A 15823-nucleotide genomic window follows, 5' to 3' on the forward strand; every position below is an offset into this window, starting at 1 on the left:
ACGGTATCGGCATGACGTCGCAGCGCACCCGGGCGCGGATGATCGAGCGCCTGCGCGAAAAGGGAATCCGCAACGAAACCGTCCTCAAGGCGATGGCTGCCGTTCCGCGCCACGTCTTCGTCGAGGAGGCGCTGGCCTCGCGGGCCTACGAAGACACTGCGCTGCCGCTTGGCATGGGGCAGACCATTTCGCAGCCCTATGTCGTGGCACGCATGATCGAACTGCTCCTCAACGGCCGCAAGACCTTGGGCAAGACACTCGAGATCGGTGCTGGCTGCGGTTACCAGGCTGCGGTGTTGGCCCAGCTGACCAACGAAGTCTATGCCGTCGAGCGACTGGCGCCCTTGCTCGAAAAGGCCAAGGCAAACATGCGCACCCTGCAGCAGTTCAATGTTCGCCTTAAGCACGCCGATGGCCAGTTCGGTTTGCCCGAGGCCGGGCCGTTTGACAGTATCATCGTGGCAGCAGCCGGGGCCAGTGTGCCGCCCGCGCTACTCCAGCAACTTGCGCCAGATGGGCGCCTGGTCTTGCCAGTGGGGGCTGCTGAGCAGTATCTTAGCTTCATAGAACACACGCCTCAGGGATATGTCGAAACCCGGCTTGATGCCGTGCGTTTCGTCCCGCTACTTTCAGGAACGCAATGATTCGAATCGTCGCCGTCGTTTTCCCCGTACTGTTTTTGGCTGGCTGTATTTCCCAGCAGCCGGTACCGGCGGTCGATCGCTCGACCTCCAAGGCCGCTGTCCAGCCCGCCGGTCCGGGCTATTACACGGTCAAGCGCGGCGACACCCTGTACCGCATTGCACTGGAGCACGGTCAGGATCATCGCGATGTCGCCAGTTGGAACAATATCGCCAACCCGTCATCGATCAAGGAAGGCCAGATCCTGCGCGTTGCACCGCCGGGTGCTGCTGCCGAACCTGTCGCTGATGGTGCCGTCACCAAACCGATTGAAGTTGGCTCCGCAGTCGAGTCTCGCTCGCTCGATCAGCCGGCCGGCAGTGTCGCAGTTGCCCAGCAAAATGGCGCACTGAAGCGTGAGCCGCGTGTCGGCAAGGAACCGTATTCGGATGAAGCCTACGCCCGCCTGAACAAGGTCGGCGGCGACACCGTCAAGCCGGCCGAAATCAAGCCAGAAGTGAAGCCCGAGGCAGCCCCGGCCGTTGCCACCAGCCCCGACGATGTGCCCTGGATGTGGCCGACATCGGCCAGGCTCTCGGCACCGTATAGCGATGGCGGCAACAAGGGCCTGGACTTCGCCGGCAAGGCCGGTGATCCCGTCCTGGCTGCCGGCGACGGCAAGGTCGTCTATGCCGGCAGCGGCCTGCGCGGCTTTGGCGAACTGGTCATCGTCAAGCACAACGCCACCTATCTGTCGGCCTACGCCCACAACCGCAAAATCCTCGTCAAGGAAGGCCAGCAGGTCAGCCGCGGCCAGAAGATTGCCGAGATGGGCAATACCGATGCCGACTCGGTCAAGCTGCATTTTGAAATCCGCAAACAGGGCAAGCCGGTCGACCCGGCGCTGTATCTGCCGAAAAGATGAGCAATATCGGCGAGGGCTTGGATGATGAATTCGAGGAGCAGCCCGATGACTCGGTCCTGCTGCCAGAGCCCGAGCTACCCGAGCCTGAAGTCGCCATTCCGGAAATCGAGCTGCTCGAGGACGTTACCCAGCTTTACCTGAGCGAGATCGGGGCCAAGCCGCTGCTCACCCCGGAACAGGAACTGGCCACGACGCGGCTCGTTCGTGCCGGTGATTTCGCCGCCCGCCAGCGCATGATCGAGCACAACCTGCGGCTCGTCGTGAATATTGCCAAGCACTACCTGAATCGGGGCATTCCGTTGCTCGACCTGATCGAGGAAGGCAATCTCGGTTTGATCCACGCGCTGGAAAAATTCGATCCGGAACGCGGTTTCCGCTTCTCGACCTACGCCACCTGGTGGATACGGCAGAACATCGAGCGCGGCATCATGAACCAGTCGCGCACCATTCGCTTGCCGGTGCATATCATCAAGGAAATCAATGTCGTCCTGCGCGCCATGCGTCATCTGGAGTCGGCCGACAAGCGGGATTCGACGGTCGAGCGGATTGCGGCGCTGATCGACTGGCCGGTCGAGGACGTGCGGCGCACGCTGTTGCTCAACGAACATATCGCCTCGCTCGATGCGCCGCTCGACATCGATCCCAGCCACACCATCGCCGAAGTCATTGCCGACGATGGCGGTGGCGATCCCGAGTCATTGCTGCAATTGAGCGAAGTCGGTTCATTGGTCGGCGACTGGCTGGATCAACTGACCGAGCGCCAGCGTTCGGTCATCGAGCGTCGCTATGGCTTGAATGGCGCCGATGTGGCAACGCTCGATGTCATCGCCCACGATCTGGCGCTGACCCGCGAGCGGGTCCGGCAGATTCAGATGGAAGGTCTGGATCGCCTGCGCAAGATCATCAAGCGCGGCAATATCTCTCGCGATTCTCTGTTGTAGCCGCGCACATCCGGCCGCGGATTTCTTCGGCCAGCTGGAAAACCGACATGGCGTAGAAGCTCGATCGGTTGTAGCGCGTGATGACGTAGAAATTCTCGAATCCCAACCAGTATTCCGTCTCGCGCCCCGGTGAGACGAGGTCGATCAGCGCCGCCGTCGTCTGCGGGTCGATGTTGGCGCGGATGCCTTGGTCGGCCAGATCGGCGACCTTGAGGCTGGGACGGATGCCGGCCTGAATCAGCCCGGCCTCGGGCGTCCCTGCCGTCATGGCCGGCACGGTGATGGGCTGCCCCGCTTGCCAGCCATGTTGCTCAAGAAAGCGGGCGACGCTGCCGATGGCATCGTCGACGCTGTTGCCGAGATCGACGCGCTGATCGCCGTCGAAATCGACAGCGTAGCGGCGCTGACTGCCCGGCATGAATTGCGGGATGCCGATGGCGCCGGCAAAGGAGCCTTTGACAGCCATTGGGTCGAGATTGTTTTCACGGGCCAGCAGCAGAAATTGTTCGAGTTCGGTGCGGAAAAACTCGGCTCGCCGCGGGTAATTGAAAGCCAGCGTGGACAGCGCCTCGAAGACACGGAAGCCGCCCGTGTTGCGGCCGTATTCGGTTTCGACACCGATGATGGCGACGATGATTTCCTCGGGAACGCCATAGAGTGCCGAGGCCTTGGCCAGTTGCCCGGCGTTTTCCTGCCAGAAGGCGACACCGCCATCGATGCGCCGCTCGTTCAGGAAGCGCGGCCGGTAGCGTTCCCACGAGCGCTGCAGCGGCGAGGCGGGCGGCTGGATCAGCTTGAGGACGGTGGCGTTCGGGCGGGTCTGGGCGAACTGGCTGATCAACTCGTCGGCCTTGAAACCGTGGCGGCTTTCGAGGTCGCGGGCGAATTCGATGGCGGCCGGATCGTCGGCGAAGCTTGGCGTGTTGGTCTTGGAGTTCGGGCCGGCATGGGCCAGCGAGGTCAGTGCTGCGAGGAGCAGTGGGGCAAGCGTCAGTTTCAGGTTCATCATCGCAATTGCGCGATGGCGTCGCGCAGTATTTTCAGGTGTTGGTCGGTGTTGCCGTAGCGCGCTACCAGGTAGGCGTCGACCACGCGCTGGAAAGCTTCGGCCAGTTCCGGGCGCTGTTCGCGAACGCGTCGGGCCAGTTCCATTGGCGTTTCCCACGGCGCGCAGTCTACCTTTGTTCGCGCCAGATGTCGCAGTGCCTTGTGCCACAGGCGAACGACCGGGTCGCGTTCCGGCTGTTTGTAGAGCGCCCAGGCCATGAGGCCGGCGACGAGCAGGCCGCAGGTGCTGCCCAGCGCGATGGCCAGGCTGCGCCAGTCGGTATCGGACAAACCTAGGCGGGCCAGCAGTTCCCGCTGGCGTTGCGGGTCGTAGCCGAGCACGCCCTGGTTCCAGGCATTGTTGATGGCTTCCCAGCGGTAACGCAGTGTCCTGATCCAGTCGGCGCGCAGCTGGATGAGCATGGGCAACGGCTCGCCGAAACCTAGCGCACCGGCGATGCCGGTTTCGATACGGTTGGGCGACACGGCGGCGGTTGGGTCAATGCGAACCCAGCCCTTGCCGGCCAGCCAGACTTCAGCCCAGGCATGGGCGTCGGACTGGCGGACTACGAGGTATTGATCGAGCGGATTGAATTCGCCGCCCTGATAGCCACCGACGACGCGGGCCGGAATGCCGGCGGCGCGCATGAGGGTGACGAACGCGGCGGCGTAGTGTTCGCAGAAACCGCGTTTGCTCCGGAAGAGGAAATCGTCGATGCCGTGCTGGCCGAGGAGTGGCGGCTGGAGCGTGTAGGTGAATTCGGCATTGAACAGGGCGAGGGCCTTGGCGATGACGGCCTCGGGCGGATTGCCGGCGCGCCACTGAGTGGCCAGGGCGCGGGTTTGCGGATTGCCGCTGGCCGGCAGGGCGAGGTTGCGGCGCAGCACCGTCGGGTCTTCGCTCGTATTGAGGCGGTAGTCGAGGCTGGCGGACAGGCGGAGGCGTATTCGCTCGTTGATCGCGTTCTGCCTGGTGGCGGTCATCGTTCCGTTCAGGTAGGTTTCGGCTGGCAGCGCGACGGGCGCGTCGAGGGCCAGCAGCCAGCGCTGGTTGTGGGCTTCCAGCGTGGTTTCGTAGCCGATGGGCGGCGACAGGCTTTCGAGCTGAGCAGCGGGCTGGCGGCCTTTGTACAAGTGCCAGGTCGTGCCATCGAATTGCTCCATGACCGGGCCGCGCCAGTAGAGCTTCTGCCTGGGGGGCAGCGGTCCGTCGAAGCGGACACGAAAGGCGATGTCCCCGTTTTGGACCAGTTGCGCGATGCTACCCGGCGTCATCGTGTCGGACAGCCCGGTTTTGCCGGTGAAGGCATCCGAAGGCAAGCCCCAGAGTGGCCCGGAGATGCGCGGGAAAAGCAGAAATAGCACGAGCATGAAAGGGATGGCCTGCAGGCAGAGTACGCCGGCGTAGCGCAGGGTTTCGCGTGGGCGGCTCGACGGGCCGCCGTGCAGGCGAATTAGCGTCGCCGTGACGAGCCACATCGCGGCGAGTAGCCAGATACCGGTCGGGATGCTTTGCGAGTAGAGGTAGTGGGTGAGGAGCAGGAAGTAGCCGAGGGTGACGACGACCATCGCGTCGCGCCGCGATTTCAGTTCGAGCAGCTTCATGGTCATGAACATGACCAGCATGGCGACCCCGGCGTCGCGCCCGAACAGGGTGTGGAATTCGAGCAGGATGCCGGCACTGCCGGCGCCGACCAGCGGAATCAATATCCAGCGGCCGGGCAGGCGCTGGTCTTTCCACCACAGCCAGACGGCCCACAGCAGCAGGGCGCCGGCCACCGAACTGAGCCAGAGCGGCTGGTGCATGAAGTGCGGCGCCGTGGTGGCCAGTGCCGTGGCGAAGAGCCAGGGCGTGGCGTGGCGGTCGAGGGCTTCGTGGGCCGGCGTGCTCATGGCTGGCAGAGGGCGAGGGCTTCGAGGCAAAGCTGGCGATGCCGCTCGCCGCTGCCGGTCGGGATGTCGACGCCGGGCAGGCGCAGGCCGTAATGGGCGTCGGCGGCATCGGCGGCGAGCACCCAGCCGGTCAGGATGCCGATGCGGGTTTCGTTGGCCAGGCCGGCGTCGGTGAGTTGCCAGTCAAGCATCAGTTCAACCTGCGCACCGCCGGCGAATTGTTTGATCAGCAGCGGGCCGTTGGCGTTGCGGGCGCTGGCTTTCCAGGCGACGTGGCGCGGCGAGTCGGCTGGCTGGCGTGCGCGGAATCCGGCGAAGTCCTCCTGGCCGCCGTCGCCAGTGCGCTCACCGCCGACTGGTGTTGGCGAGGCAAGAGGCAGCGGGGCGGCGATCGGCTGCGGATAGACCAGGCAGCGCATGGCCGGTTGCAGGTAGGCCCAAGCGGTAAACAGGCCGAGCGGATAGCGCGTCGACAGGCGGACGCGTGGTAGGGGCAGCCAGCCACGCTTTCGGGCGCTGACCGGAATGTTCAATTTTGTGCTTTTTTTCCGGTTGACCGTGGCAAACACCGGGTGGCCGCTTTCGGCTTCCAATTCGAGCCCGAGGCGCGGGGTCGGGCGGTCGTTGTCGAGTGTGATCTGGAAATGCGCCGTTTCGCCAGCAAAAACCGGCGCGCTACGTCCCGGCGTGATGACCAGCCCGTGCAGGTTGCGAAAGGTGTGGATCATGCCGACGATGCCCAGCCCGACCAGCAGGAAAACCAGCGCATGGCCGAGCGCAAGGTTGTAGTTGATGGCGCCGATCAGCATGACGATGAGTGCCAGGGCGTAGAGCAGGCCGCCGCGCGAGGGGATGATGAAAACGCGCCGTTGGCCGAGGCGCAGCGGCGCCGTGCCGTCGCTGTGCCAGCGAAACAGTTTTTGCTGCAGGGTGGCGACGATGCCCACGGAACTCAGGGAATGGCGACGCTGCGGATCAGGGCGGCGATATCCTCGGCCTGCGCGTAGCCGCCACCTTGCGCCGAGCGCAGACGGTGTCGGGCGACGGCCGGGAGCACGGCCTGGACGTCGTCGGGCAGGACCATGTCACGCCCGGCAAGCCAGGCCCAGGCGCGGGCGGCGGCAAGCAGGGCAAGGCCGGCGCGTGGCGACAGGCCGTGCTGGAAGGTGGGATTCTGCCGCGTCGCCTCGACCAGCGCCTGGACGTAATCGATGAGCGGGCCGGCCGCGTGGATGGCTGAGGCTTCCTGCTGCAGGGCCGGCAGATCATCGGGTGTAAGCAATGGCGTCAGTTCCTCGACTCGGCGACGCTGGCCGCCGGCGGCGAGCAGGGCGCGTTCGGCCGCGCGGTCCGGGTAGCCGAGTTCGAGGCGCATGAGGAAGCGGTCGAGCTGCGATTCGGGTAGCGGAAAGGTACCGATCTGGTGCGCCGGGTTCTGCGTCGCGATGACGAAAAAGGGTGTCGGCAGCATCCGCGTCTGGCCCTCGGCCGTGACCTGGCCTTCCTCCATGGCTTCGAGCAGGGCGCTCTGCGTTTTCGGCGTGGCGCGATTGATTTCGTCGGCGAGTACCAGTTGGGCGAAGACCGGACCGGGCAGGAAACGGAAGTCGCTCCGGTCGCGCTCGAAGACCGAAACGCCGGTGATGTCGGCCGGCAGCAGATCACTGGTGAACTGGATGCGCGAAAACTGCAGCCCGAGCAGCCGGGCCAGCGTGTGGGCCAGCGTCGTCTTGCCCATGCCCGGCAGGTCTTCGATGAGCAAATGGCCGTTGGCCAGCAGGCAGGCGATGGCCAGCCGGATTTCGTGATCCTTGCCGAGGATGATCCGGCCAGCCTGCTCGAGAACGTCATCGAATGCCCGCGGGCGACCGGCGAGGCCGGAAAGTGTGCTTTTCAACATCATATGATTCCGCAGTGTCTGTCCAAACCCATTCTAATGCTTGAAGCGGCGCGGTGAATGGGACGATAATGACAATTCGACGTGCGCCGTTTTGTGCGCCGCTTCGCAGAGAGAGAACAAGTGACGACCACTGCCATCATCACCCATCGTGACTGCCAGTTGCACGACATGGGTTCGCATCACCCGGAATGCCCGCAGCGTCTGACCGCCATCAATGATCACCTGATCGCCCAGGGGATCGACGCCTATTTCGTCTACTACGACGCGCCGCTCGCCACTTTCGAACAACTGATGCGCGTCCATCCTGCTTCGCATCTCGAACGCCTCAAGCGTGCCTCGCCGGAACTGGGCGTCGTGCACCTCGATCCCGATACCGCGATGAATCCGCATACCTGGCAGGCCGCGCTGCGTGCCGCCGGCTCCGGCTGCCTGGCCGTCGACCTCGTCATGAAGGGCGAAATCGAAAACGGCTTCTGTGCAGTGCGACCGCCCGGTCATCACTGCGAAAAAGCCAACCCGATGGGTTTTTGCTTCTTCAACAACGTCGGCGTTGCCGCCAAGCATGCCCTCGTCGCCCACGGCCTGGAGCGCGTGGCAATCATCGACTTCGACGTCCATCACGGTAACGGCACCGAAGACTGCTTTGCCGGTGACGAGCAGGTGCTCATGTGCTCCATCTTCCAGCACCCGTTCTACCCGTACAGCGGTACCGACAAGCCGGCTGCCAACATGTGCAACGTGCCACTCGCTTCCGGTTGTGGCGGCGAAGAGTTTCGCGATGCCGTCAGCCAGGTCTGGATGCCGCGCCTGCGTGAATTCAAGCCGCAGATGATCCTCATCTCGGCCGGCTTCGACGCCCACTTCGAGGACGACATGGGCAACCTGCGCTTCCTCGAAAAGGACTATGCCTGGGTCACCGATCAGCTCAAGCAGCTGGCCGCCGAAATGTGCAACAAGCGCATCGTCTCGATGCTCGAAGGCGGCTACGTGATGACCTCGCTGGCCCGTAGTGTTGGCGCCCATCTGCGCTCGCTGGCCGATCTCTAGCCACTGTTTTCTTTCGGAAAAAGAGCTGGCTGGGGTAAAATCCCGCCCTCTTTTTCATGTTTCCAACGTTTAACCGGACAAATCCATGGCGTTGATTGTTCAAAAATACGGCGGTACGTCGGTCGGTAATCCCGAGCGCATCAAGAATGTCGCCAAACGCGTTGCCAAGTTCCAGGCACAGGGCCATCAAGTGGTCGTCGTCGTCTCCGCAATGAGTGGCGAAACCAACAAGCTGATCGCTCTGGCCAAGGAAGTTCAGGCCACTCCCGATCCGCGCGAGCTGGATGCCATCATGTCCACCGGCGAACAGGTCACTACCGGCCTGCTCTCCATGGCGCTCATGGACATCGGCTGCAAGGCCAAGAGCTACACCGGCGGCCAGGTCAAGGTGCTGACTGATAGCACGCACACCAAGGCGCGCATCCTGTCGATCGACGAAGCCAACATGCGGCGCGATCTCGATGCCGGCCACGTTGTTGTCGTCGCCGGCTTCCAGGGTGTCGACGAGCACGGCAATATCACCACACTCGGTCGTGGCGGTTCTGACACCTCCGGCGTTGCGCTTGCTGCCGCGCTCAAGGCCGACGAGTGCCAGATCTACACCGACGTCGATGGCGTCTACACCACCGACCCGCGCGTCGTGCCCGAAGCCAAGAAGCTCGACACCATCACCTTCGAAGAGATGCTGGAAATGGCCAGCCTCGGCTCCAAGGTGTTGCAGATCCGCTCGGTCGAATTCGCCGGCAAGTACAAGGTCAAACTGCGCGTTCTTTCCAGCTTCCAGGACGAAGGGGAAGGCACGCTGATCACTGTTGAGGAAGACAAGAACATGGAACAACCGATCATTTCCGGTATCGCTTTCAACCGCGACGAAGCCAAGCTCACCATGCTCGGCGTTCCCGACACCCCGGGCATCGCCTACCAGATCCTGGGCTCCATCGCCGACGCCAACATTGACGTCGACATGATCATCCAGAACGTCGGCCACGATGGCACCACCGATTTCTCCTTCACCGTCAACCGTGGCGATTACGCCAAGGCACAGGGCATCCTCGAAGGTGTCAAGGCCAAGCTCGGCGCCCGCGAAATCACCGGTGACAACAAGATCTGCAAGGTCTCGGCCGTCGGCGTCGGCATGCGTTCCCACCCGGGTGTTGCCTCCAAGATGTTCAAGGCTCTGGCCGACGAAGGCATCAACATCCAGATGATCTCGACCTCCGAGATCAAGATCTCCGTCGTCCTCGACGAGAAGTATCTGGAACTGGCTGTCCGCGTCCTGCACCGCACTTTCGGTCTCGATCAGTAAGTTTGACCAAAAGGCGCGGAGCCTATATCATCCGCGCCTCGTTGTAGCAGGCAAGGACACGTGGCCGAGTGGTCGAAGGCACACCCCTGCTAAGGGTGCATCCGGGCAAAACCTGGATCCAGGGTTCGAATCCCTGCGTGTCCGCCAGTAACAGCAATTAAGCCCCTGAATCTAGGGGCTTTTTTGTTTCTTGAGCGCCGATAGCCCACCGCTCAGCCCACCACTTCGTTCGCCCTTGAGTGGTGTCCCCTTGCTATTTGCAAAAACTGCAAAGCACGTTAAGCTACGAACACTTTGTTATAGCAGCTTCCGGACACGGCCCGACCCTACGGCCCCGGATGTAAGTAGCAGGTCGAGAGAAGTAGGGCCCTGAACTTCAGGGAGCCTCCCGAGGTCCGCCACTAGTCACGCTGCAAGTGGAACCCGGAAAAAGGCTTGGAACCGTTGCGACCGTAGGCAAGTAGCCATCAGCGACCAGATTATCCTGGTCCGATACTTTCTACTCGGCCCAGGTCTCGCTACGAGGCCCAATAATGAATCTCCCCGAAACTGGATTCCTGCGACTCGCGCAGATTCTCCCCCAACGCGAAGTGACCGAAGCCGAGGCTCAGCGCAACCGAGAAGCGGCCGCCGCTCTACGCGCAGAGGCGTTGGCAAAGGGCGTTAAGCCCAAGAACGACAATCGCCCATGCAGGGCCCGCTCGGCAACCCCTGGTCTGATTCCCGGAAGTCCTACTTGGTGGTGGCGTGGTGTGCGGGAAGGGCGTTTTCCGCAGCCGGTGAAGCTCGGTCCACGTGTCACGGCTTGGCGTGTCGAGGATATTCGTGCCCTGATCGACAGCATCGCTTAAGAGGGCTCGATATGCGCACCCCCTCAGAAGTGAAAAAGGCCGCACCGGCTGGCACCGGCACGACCTCAGATACTGCGCACGTCGCAGATTCTACCGTAAGATCTTCTGCCGAGATAACAGTCCTTGAAACCGTCGGTGATCCGCTCACGACGTTCTTTCGAGGCGGCGAGAGGCACACCAATAACGTCTTCAATGGCGCGTCCAGGGTTCGAAAGTGTCTAGTTGAAAACCTTTCCGACGTCGCCGAGTTGTTAGACGAACTCTATCGGGAGCCACTGTCATGCATCGTTCAAGGCGCTTACGTCGGCGACGGCAAAGCTAAACATACCGCCAACGGCCTGATTGAAGCCAGTAAAGCCAATTTCAAAGACTGCCTTGCGCGACTGCTGATTATTGAGGTTGGCTGGGATACCGAAGGGATCGACCCGGTCACTGCACCCGAAGAGGCGATCTTGCAGTTCATCGATCGTGTCCTGCCTGAGCCGTTTCAGGATGCCAGTTTCGTTTGGCGCATGTGCCGTAGGAGCGAGCACACTGGGAAGAGGGCCTTGAAAGCTCACCTGGTGTTCTGGCTTGAACGCCCTATGAAGCTGTCCGAGCTGGATAAATGGCGTGAGTCTGTCGGCCTCGTAATCAAGCCAGCGTCGTGCAAGCCGGGGTATCCGATCTCCACAGCCGGCGCTTTGCTCGAGGACGGCACCGTCGAGCCCAGCCAGAACCAGTATGGATACTTTAGGGCTGGCAGCGAGTCCGTTGCTCTACTGCTGGTGGAGCGTCCCGCAAAGACTACTGAGGGGATCGATCGGCTCACCGTTCTCGAAACAACCGGTCCCCACCTGACCAAGACCTACAAGTCTGACGGCACCACCGAGGCTTACGGTGACGCAGCCAGCTTCAAGGTCAAGACCGTCGAGGTGGCCGACCTGCCCGCCCTGGCCACGCTGCTCGGCAAGCTGCACAAGAACAAGAAGCGTTGCCTGATTGCCGGAGCGCCGAAGGACGAGATGCAGCCCGGCAACGTCCAGGGATCGGTGACGCGGACCAATGCTAACTTCGACGACCAGCCGCTGCACTCCTTCGTGATCGACATCGACGGTTATCGGCCTGGCTTTGCCGACCCGATACTCGAGACCGAGCTGGCGGTGCTGGACTTCCTTGCCGAGAAGTTGCCGCCTTGCTTCCGGACGGCCAGTTTCTACTGGCACCTCTCGAGCTCGGCAGGCATGCCTGGCAAGGAGGGCATCCTCAAGTGTCACCTGTGGATGTGGTCGAAGACGGCCTACACGACTGCCCAGATGTACGAATGGGCCAAGGCTTACACGCCAGCTATCGACAAGGCTGTCTATCGTCGGGTCCAGATCCGCTACACGGCCGACCCCATCTTCGAGGAGGGCCGCACCGACCCGGTGCCGGTCCGCTCGGGCTGGCATCAAGGTGAGACCGACTATGTAGATCTGGTCATCGCCCAGGACACGCTGGCCCAGGCCCGGGAGCAGGGCAGCGGGGAGGGTGGATCAGATATGAAACTGGTCGATCCGTCCGAGAAGCCCGGCCTGGTTGGTCTCTACAACAAGGTGTTCACCGCCGAGGAGGTGCTGCTGAACCACCTCGAGGGCGAGTTCGAGGCCGTCTCCGAACGCCGCTACACCTGGCACAACGGGGGCGGCACGCCGGAGGGTGTGTGGGTGCACGATGACGGCATGCACGTCGGCTCGAGCCACAACACCTGGCCGATCGACGGCATTGCCAATCTGTGGGATCTGGTCCGCGTATTCAAGTTCGGCCATCTCGATGCGTCGGATGATGCCTTCGAGCAGGAGGATATCGATAGCCTGCCAATCAATGCCAAGCCGTCCAATCTGGCGATGCTGGAGTGGGCGGGGAAGTTGCCGGAGCTGCTGGAGGCGGCGCGCGAGGATAGCCTGCGTGAACATGAGGAGCGCGCCGCTGTTGTTGCTTCGCTGATCCAGGCTATTGCCGGCGCGGAAACGCCTCTCAAGCTGATGGCAGAGGTTGTGCCGGCCATTAAGGCTGCGATGGTTGAAAATGGATTTCAGCCGCACGAGCAGGCAGAGCTGGAGAACTCTATTGCTAAGCGATTTACCGCACTTTCCCCGAGTAAAGCCAAGCTCCCAGCGAAGGCATTGCGTGAAATGCTGGCGCCAGAGGAAGACGAGACCGCCCGGGTCTTCGATCTGGAGATGGGGCTCGTCAAGCAGGTGCTCGATGACTGGTTTGCCTCCGGCAAGCACCTGACCTTCATTGGCGATAGTTGGTGGCTGTATCGAGGCGGCGTGTGGAAGCAGACGGATTCGAGCCTGGTTGAGAACAGGGTGCAACGGAGCATCCAGCGCATATTGGCCGGCGCAAGCAAAGAGGTAAGGGGCTTGACCAAACTGTTACGTGAGTCGGAACGTGGGGACTACCTGAACGCGCTGACAACCGCGGTCTGTGGAAACCTCCGAAGGTTCTGTGCGAAGGAGGACAAGGCCAGTGATCCGCTCAACTTGAAAGGGAGTTTTCCTGAGTCAGTTATCAACTGCCGAAATGGCGAACTCTGGTTCGACGAAGAGGGCAACGTGGAATTCGTTGACCATGACCCTGCCCACAAGCTGACTTTCCAGCTATCTACTAGCTACGAGCCCACGGCAGACTGCCCAAAATTCAAAGCAGCCCTGGGTTTGGTTTTCAAAGAGTGCAAATCCCCTGCTGAGGTGAGCCGGCATTTCCTTGAGTTGATGGGGACCGTAATTCAGCCCCGTCGAATTGAAGCCATGTGGATGCTGCTGAAAGGTAGAGGCGAGAACGGGAAGACTTTCCTCGTCGATATCATCGAGGCAGTGATGGGTGGCGGTGCCTGCCTGAAAGGGAGCATCGCCGATGCTGCAGCAGGGAAGGACAACCATTTCACCTCGTCATTGGTCGGGAAACTTGCCTTCATTGATGACGACGTGAAGCAGGGGGTTCTGCTTCCTGACGACTGGTTGAAGAAGCTGTCGGAGGAGAAGGTTCTGACCGCCAATCCCAAGAACAGCTCGACGTTCCAATTCACCAGTCGGGCAACCATGATCATGCTGGCTAACCATTGGCCACGCACGGCAGACACGAGCCACGGTATGACACGGCGAGCACACGTGATCGAATTCAAGCACCAGCTCACCGAGGGCGAGAAAGATCCCAATCTGAAGCAGTACATCATGCGCAATGAACTGCCTGGTGTGCTGAATCTTCTGGTCGAAGCCTGGCAGCGCGTATTGCAGCGTGGCCGCTACCAGCGTCCGGATGAAGTGACCAGAGCTGCAGATACGTGGATGCGCTCGGCGAACACCACGGGTAACTTTTTCCGGCAGATGTTGGTCAGTGATCCCGCCGCACCGGCAATCAAACTCACCATCATTGAGCAGTTTTACCGGTCCTGGATGGCAGAGCATGAGCCGAGGGCATCCGCACTTGGAAAGCAGGCATTGATCAGCGCCTTGCAGAATGCAGGGTTCAACCTCTTTACTCAGCACAATCAGCTCGTCGTCCGTGGAGTCTCGATCAACCCCTTGGCAGGTGACGACGCGCCGGCCGACTACGTTGCCGATGAGGTAGCGGAGAGAAAAGCTGAGCGGGAAGCGATGGATCTTTTCAACAGGACTTTTGGTCGAGCGGATACGGTTGAGGAGGACTTTAAGGACTGAGGGAGATTTGTGGGGGAAAAGGTGGGGGATTTTTTGGGGAGCGACAAAATCGCTCCTCTTTTTATTTTAGTGAGGGGAGTTTCATGGGGGATTTGAGGGTTTTCTATTGAGCTACTTTTTAGAAAAATAATTGAATCGAAAGAGTCCGAAAAATTTATTTAATAAGTAGGTAGGTTCAATAGGGGCGAATCCCCCACGTTATTCCCCCGCTTTGTGGTGCTTAGGTTCGAAGTAGAGGCAAGGCTGGCCAGAAGAGGCAATTACATCGCGTTCCGGAAGACGACGGCTCTTGAACCCCATAGCCCGGCAGCCATAGGGAAAGTTCGGATCGAAAGTAACGTGGTAGTGCTCGCACCGGTTGCAGCGCGGCCTGGGATCAGGCATCGACCAGTTCGCGAAGTTCTTTGCCGGCCTTGAAGTGAGGCGTCCATTTGGCCGGCACGCTGACCTTCTCGCCGGTCTTCGGATTCCTAGCGGTGCGAGGCGGCCGATGGTTCAAGGAAAAACTTCCGAAGCCCCGGATCTCAACGCGGCCGCCGGATTTCAAGGCACCGCCAACGGCGCCGAGGATCTCGGCTACGGCGACTTCAGCGTCTTGTCGGGCGAGGGTGGGGAAGCGTTGCGCCAGCTGTGCGATGAGTTCGGATCGAGTCATGCACGGCATTTTAGCGAAAACAACGACTTACTGGCGGCGTCTCAACGCAAGAAACAGCCCTGTGCCAATGAGTAGCAGCGACCCTGGCTCCGGAAGGGGGACGGCAGCGCTGGTATCAACCCAGACGCGAAGCACCAGCTCGTTATCGTCATCATCGAAGCGATATGACCAGGCATCGTCGAGATGCAGTACCCAGTCGTTGTCGCCAATTATCTCGATAACGCTTCCTCCCCGGCCAAGGCTGTTGTCGGTGTCGGTGAATACAGCCTGATCTGCGGTGGAGGGCGAGGTCGCTAGGTTGCTGCTGAACGCGAACAAATTGCCCATATAGTTGGACAGGTTGTAAAAATCCAGTGAGCTCCCGGCCCAGTAATAGCCCTTATTCACCACTGGTGGCGGAACAACGGCGCGGTTGTAGTCGATAACGAAAACCACATTTCGGTCAGCGAGCGTGGAATCCGCACTCGGTGTGCCGATACCGAACTCCTGCACGGATGGGCCAGATTCTCCCCGAAGGTACTCAAACATCAAGTCGCCCGACTTGGTCGTGGTTATCAGCGATGAGTGGGCAAAATTAGATGCCAGTAACAGTGCAAAAGTGGCCAGGCAACGGCGCATTTGTGTCTCCGATTGATGTCAAGGGATGACACCTGATCGAAGTGTGCGCTAGGGACACAGCTTAGACAATCGGCCAAAGGTCATAGAAAAACCATGCCTGCTAGCAGGAGGGGCTTTTCTAAAGTGCTCGCATTACCTGCACCACAGAGTACCCAATGACCAATTCAAATCCCGAGTATTTAAGCCTCCGCCAGGCAGCCGCGGCATATCCCGGGCTGCTTTGTGAAAACACCATGCGTTGCTGGGTAAAGCGGGGCAGCCACGGCTTCAATCGCCTGATTACTCGGGCTGGCCGGAAGGTTCGAATCCGTCGTGATCGCCTGGATATTTTCGTCG

Annotated in this window: 13 protein-coding genes and 1 tRNA gene; 8 read left to right on the forward strand and 6 right to left on the reverse strand. The window is 61.1% G+C overall.

Annotated elements, in window-relative coordinates:
• Positions 1 to 11: 11 nt before the first annotated feature.
• The 3 genes from KI610_RS10185 to rpoS are packed head-to-tail and all read left to right on the forward strand — an operon-like array spanning position 12 to position 2487.
• Positions 12 to 644 carry a protein-L-isoaspartate(D-aspartate) O-methyltransferase gene (locus tag KI610_RS10185; protein WP_226498535.1) on the forward strand — a complete coding sequence of 211 codons (633 nt, stop codon included), beginning with the start codon at positions 12 to 14 and terminating at the stop codon, positions 642 to 644.
• Positions 641 to 1546 carry a peptidoglycan DD-metalloendopeptidase family protein gene (locus KI610_RS10190; RefSeq protein ID WP_226494868.1) on the forward strand — a complete coding sequence of 302 codons (906 nt, stop codon included), beginning with the start codon at positions 641 to 643 and terminating at the stop codon, positions 1544 to 1546. The genes KI610_RS10185 and KI610_RS10190 overlap by 4 nt, the downstream gene beginning before the upstream one ends.
• A complete protein-coding gene (rpoS, locus tag KI610_RS10195; protein ID WP_226494869.1) occupies positions 1543 to 2487 on the forward strand; it encodes an RNA polymerase sigma factor RpoS in 945 nt (314 codons plus the stop codon). The genes KI610_RS10190 and rpoS overlap by 4 nt, the downstream gene beginning before the upstream one ends.
• On the opposite strand, the gene mltB is transcribed toward rpoS, so the two are convergent.
• From mltB to KI610_RS10215, 4 genes are read right to left on the reverse strand one after another with little or no spacing between them, the layout of a single operon-like run.
• The gene (mltB, locus tag KI610_RS10200) at positions 2450 to 3496 is read right to left on the reverse strand and encodes a lytic murein transglycosylase B (protein WP_226494870.1); all 1047 of its coding nucleotides are present in this window, start codon (positions 3494 to 3496) and stop codon (positions 2450 to 2452) included. The genes rpoS and mltB overlap by 38 nt on opposite strands.
• Complete coding sequence (locus KI610_RS10205; protein WP_226494871.1) at positions 3493 to 5427, reverse strand: transglutaminase TgpA family protein; 1935 nt, start codon at positions 5425 to 5427, stop codon at positions 3493 to 3495. Before KI610_RS10205 ends, mltB begins: the two co-directional genes overlap by 4 nt.
• Positions 5424 to 6374, reverse strand: a complete 951-nt coding sequence (locus KI610_RS10210; RefSeq protein ID WP_226494872.1) for a DUF58 domain-containing protein — start codon at positions 6372 to 6374, stop codon at positions 5424 to 5426. The genes KI610_RS10205 and KI610_RS10210 overlap by 4 nt, the downstream gene beginning before the upstream one ends.
• 5 nt (positions 6375 to 6379) lie before the next feature.
• Positions 6380 to 7327, reverse strand: coding sequence for an AAA family ATPase (locus KI610_RS10215; RefSeq protein WP_226494873.1), 948 nt, complete (start codon positions 7325 to 7327; stop codon positions 6380 to 6382).
• Between the two features lie 120 nt (positions 7328 to 7447).
• On the opposite strand from KI610_RS10215, the gene KI610_RS10220 reads away from it, so the two are divergent.
• From KI610_RS10220 to KI610_RS10240, 5 genes are all read left to right on the forward strand, one after another.
• The gene (locus KI610_RS10220; protein ID WP_226494874.1) at positions 7448 to 8374 is read left to right on the forward strand and encodes a histone deacetylase family protein; all 927 of its coding nucleotides are present in this window, start codon (positions 7448 to 7450) and stop codon (positions 8372 to 8374) included.
• Between the two features lie 85 nt (positions 8375 to 8459).
• Positions 8460 to 9680, forward strand: coding sequence for an aspartate kinase (locus KI610_RS10225; RefSeq protein ID WP_226494875.1), 1221 nt, complete (start codon positions 8460 to 8462; stop codon positions 9678 to 9680).
• 54 nt (positions 9681 to 9734) lie between these two features.
• Positions 9735 to 9827: transfer RNA gene (locus tag KI610_RS10230), tRNA-Ser, on the forward strand.
• A 386-nt stretch (positions 9828 to 10213) separates the two neighbouring features.
• The gene (locus KI610_RS10235; RefSeq protein ID WP_226494876.1) at positions 10214 to 10531 is read left to right on the forward strand and encodes a helix-turn-helix transcriptional regulator; all 318 of its coding nucleotides are present in this window, start codon (positions 10214 to 10216) and stop codon (positions 10529 to 10531) included.
• A gap of 11 nt (positions 10532 to 10542) precedes the next feature.
• Entirely contained in the window at positions 10543 to 14214 is a 3672-nt protein-coding gene (locus tag KI610_RS10240) for a DNA primase family protein (RefSeq protein WP_226494877.1), read from the forward strand.
• Positions 14215 to 14590: 376 nt separating this feature from the next.
• Here KI610_RS10240 and KI610_RS10245 read toward each other — a convergent pair whose 3' ends face one another.
• On the reverse strand, positions 14591 to 14869 hold the full coding sequence (locus KI610_RS10245; RefSeq protein ID WP_226494878.1) for an integration host factor subunit beta: 279 nt from the start codon (positions 14867 to 14869) through the stop codon (positions 14591 to 14593).
• 27 nt (positions 14870 to 14896) lie between these two features.
• Positions 14897 to 15487 (reverse strand): PEP-CTERM sorting domain-containing protein, encoded by a 591-nt coding sequence (locus KI610_RS10250; protein ID WP_226494879.1) that lies wholly within the window; start codon positions 15485 to 15487, stop codon positions 14897 to 14899.
• Between the last annotated feature and the right edge of the window lie 336 nt (positions 15488 to 15823).

The sequence above is a fragment of the Ferribacterium limneticum genome (assembly GCF_020510565.1).
GTDB classification, from domain to species: domain Bacteria; phylum Pseudomonadota; class Gammaproteobacteria; order Burkholderiales; family Rhodocyclaceae; genus Azonexus; species Azonexus limneticus_B.

Excerpts from the sequence above, each read along its gene's own strand:
- KI610_RS10205 (WP_226494871.1), bottom strand. The coding sequence starts at position 5,427 with ATGAGCACGCCGGCCCACGAAGCCCTCGACCGCCACGCCACGCCCTGG.
- mltB (WP_226494870.1), bottom strand. The coding sequence starts at position 3,496 with ATGATGAACCTGAAACTGACGCTTGCCCCACTGCTCCTCGCAGCACTG.
- KI610_RS10225 (WP_226494875.1), top strand. The coding sequence starts at position 8,460 with ATGGCGTTGATTGTTCAAAAATACGGCGGTACGTCGGTCGGTAATCCC.
- KI610_RS10185 (WP_226498535.1), top strand. The coding sequence starts at position 12 with ATGACGTCGCAGCGCACCCGGGCGCGGATGATCGAGCGCCTGCGCGAA.
- rpoS (WP_226494869.1), top strand. The coding sequence starts at position 1,543 with ATGAGCAATATCGGCGAGGGCTTGGATGATGAATTCGAGGAGCAGCCC.
- KI610_RS10250 (WP_226494879.1), bottom strand. The coding sequence starts at position 15,487 with ATGCGCCGTTGCCTGGCCACTTTTGCACTGTTACTGGCATCTAATTTT.
- KI610_RS10235 (WP_226494876.1), top strand. The coding sequence starts at position 10,214 with ATGAATCTCCCCGAAACTGGATTCCTGCGACTCGCGCAGATTCTCCCC.
- KI610_RS10190 (WP_226494868.1), top strand. The coding sequence starts at position 641 with ATGATTCGAATCGTCGCCGTCGTTTTCCCCGTACTGTTTTTGGCTGGC.
- KI610_RS10215 (WP_226494873.1), bottom strand. The coding sequence starts at position 7,327 with ATGTTGAAAAGCACACTTTCCGGCCTCGCCGGTCGCCCGCGGGCATTC.
- KI610_RS10245 (WP_226494878.1), bottom strand. The coding sequence starts at position 14,869 with ATGACTCGATCCGAACTCATCGCACAGCTGGCGCAACGCTTCCCCACC.
- KI610_RS10240 (WP_226494877.1), top strand. The coding sequence starts at position 10,543 with ATGCGCACCCCCTCAGAAGTGAAAAAGGCCGCACCGGCTGGCACCGGC.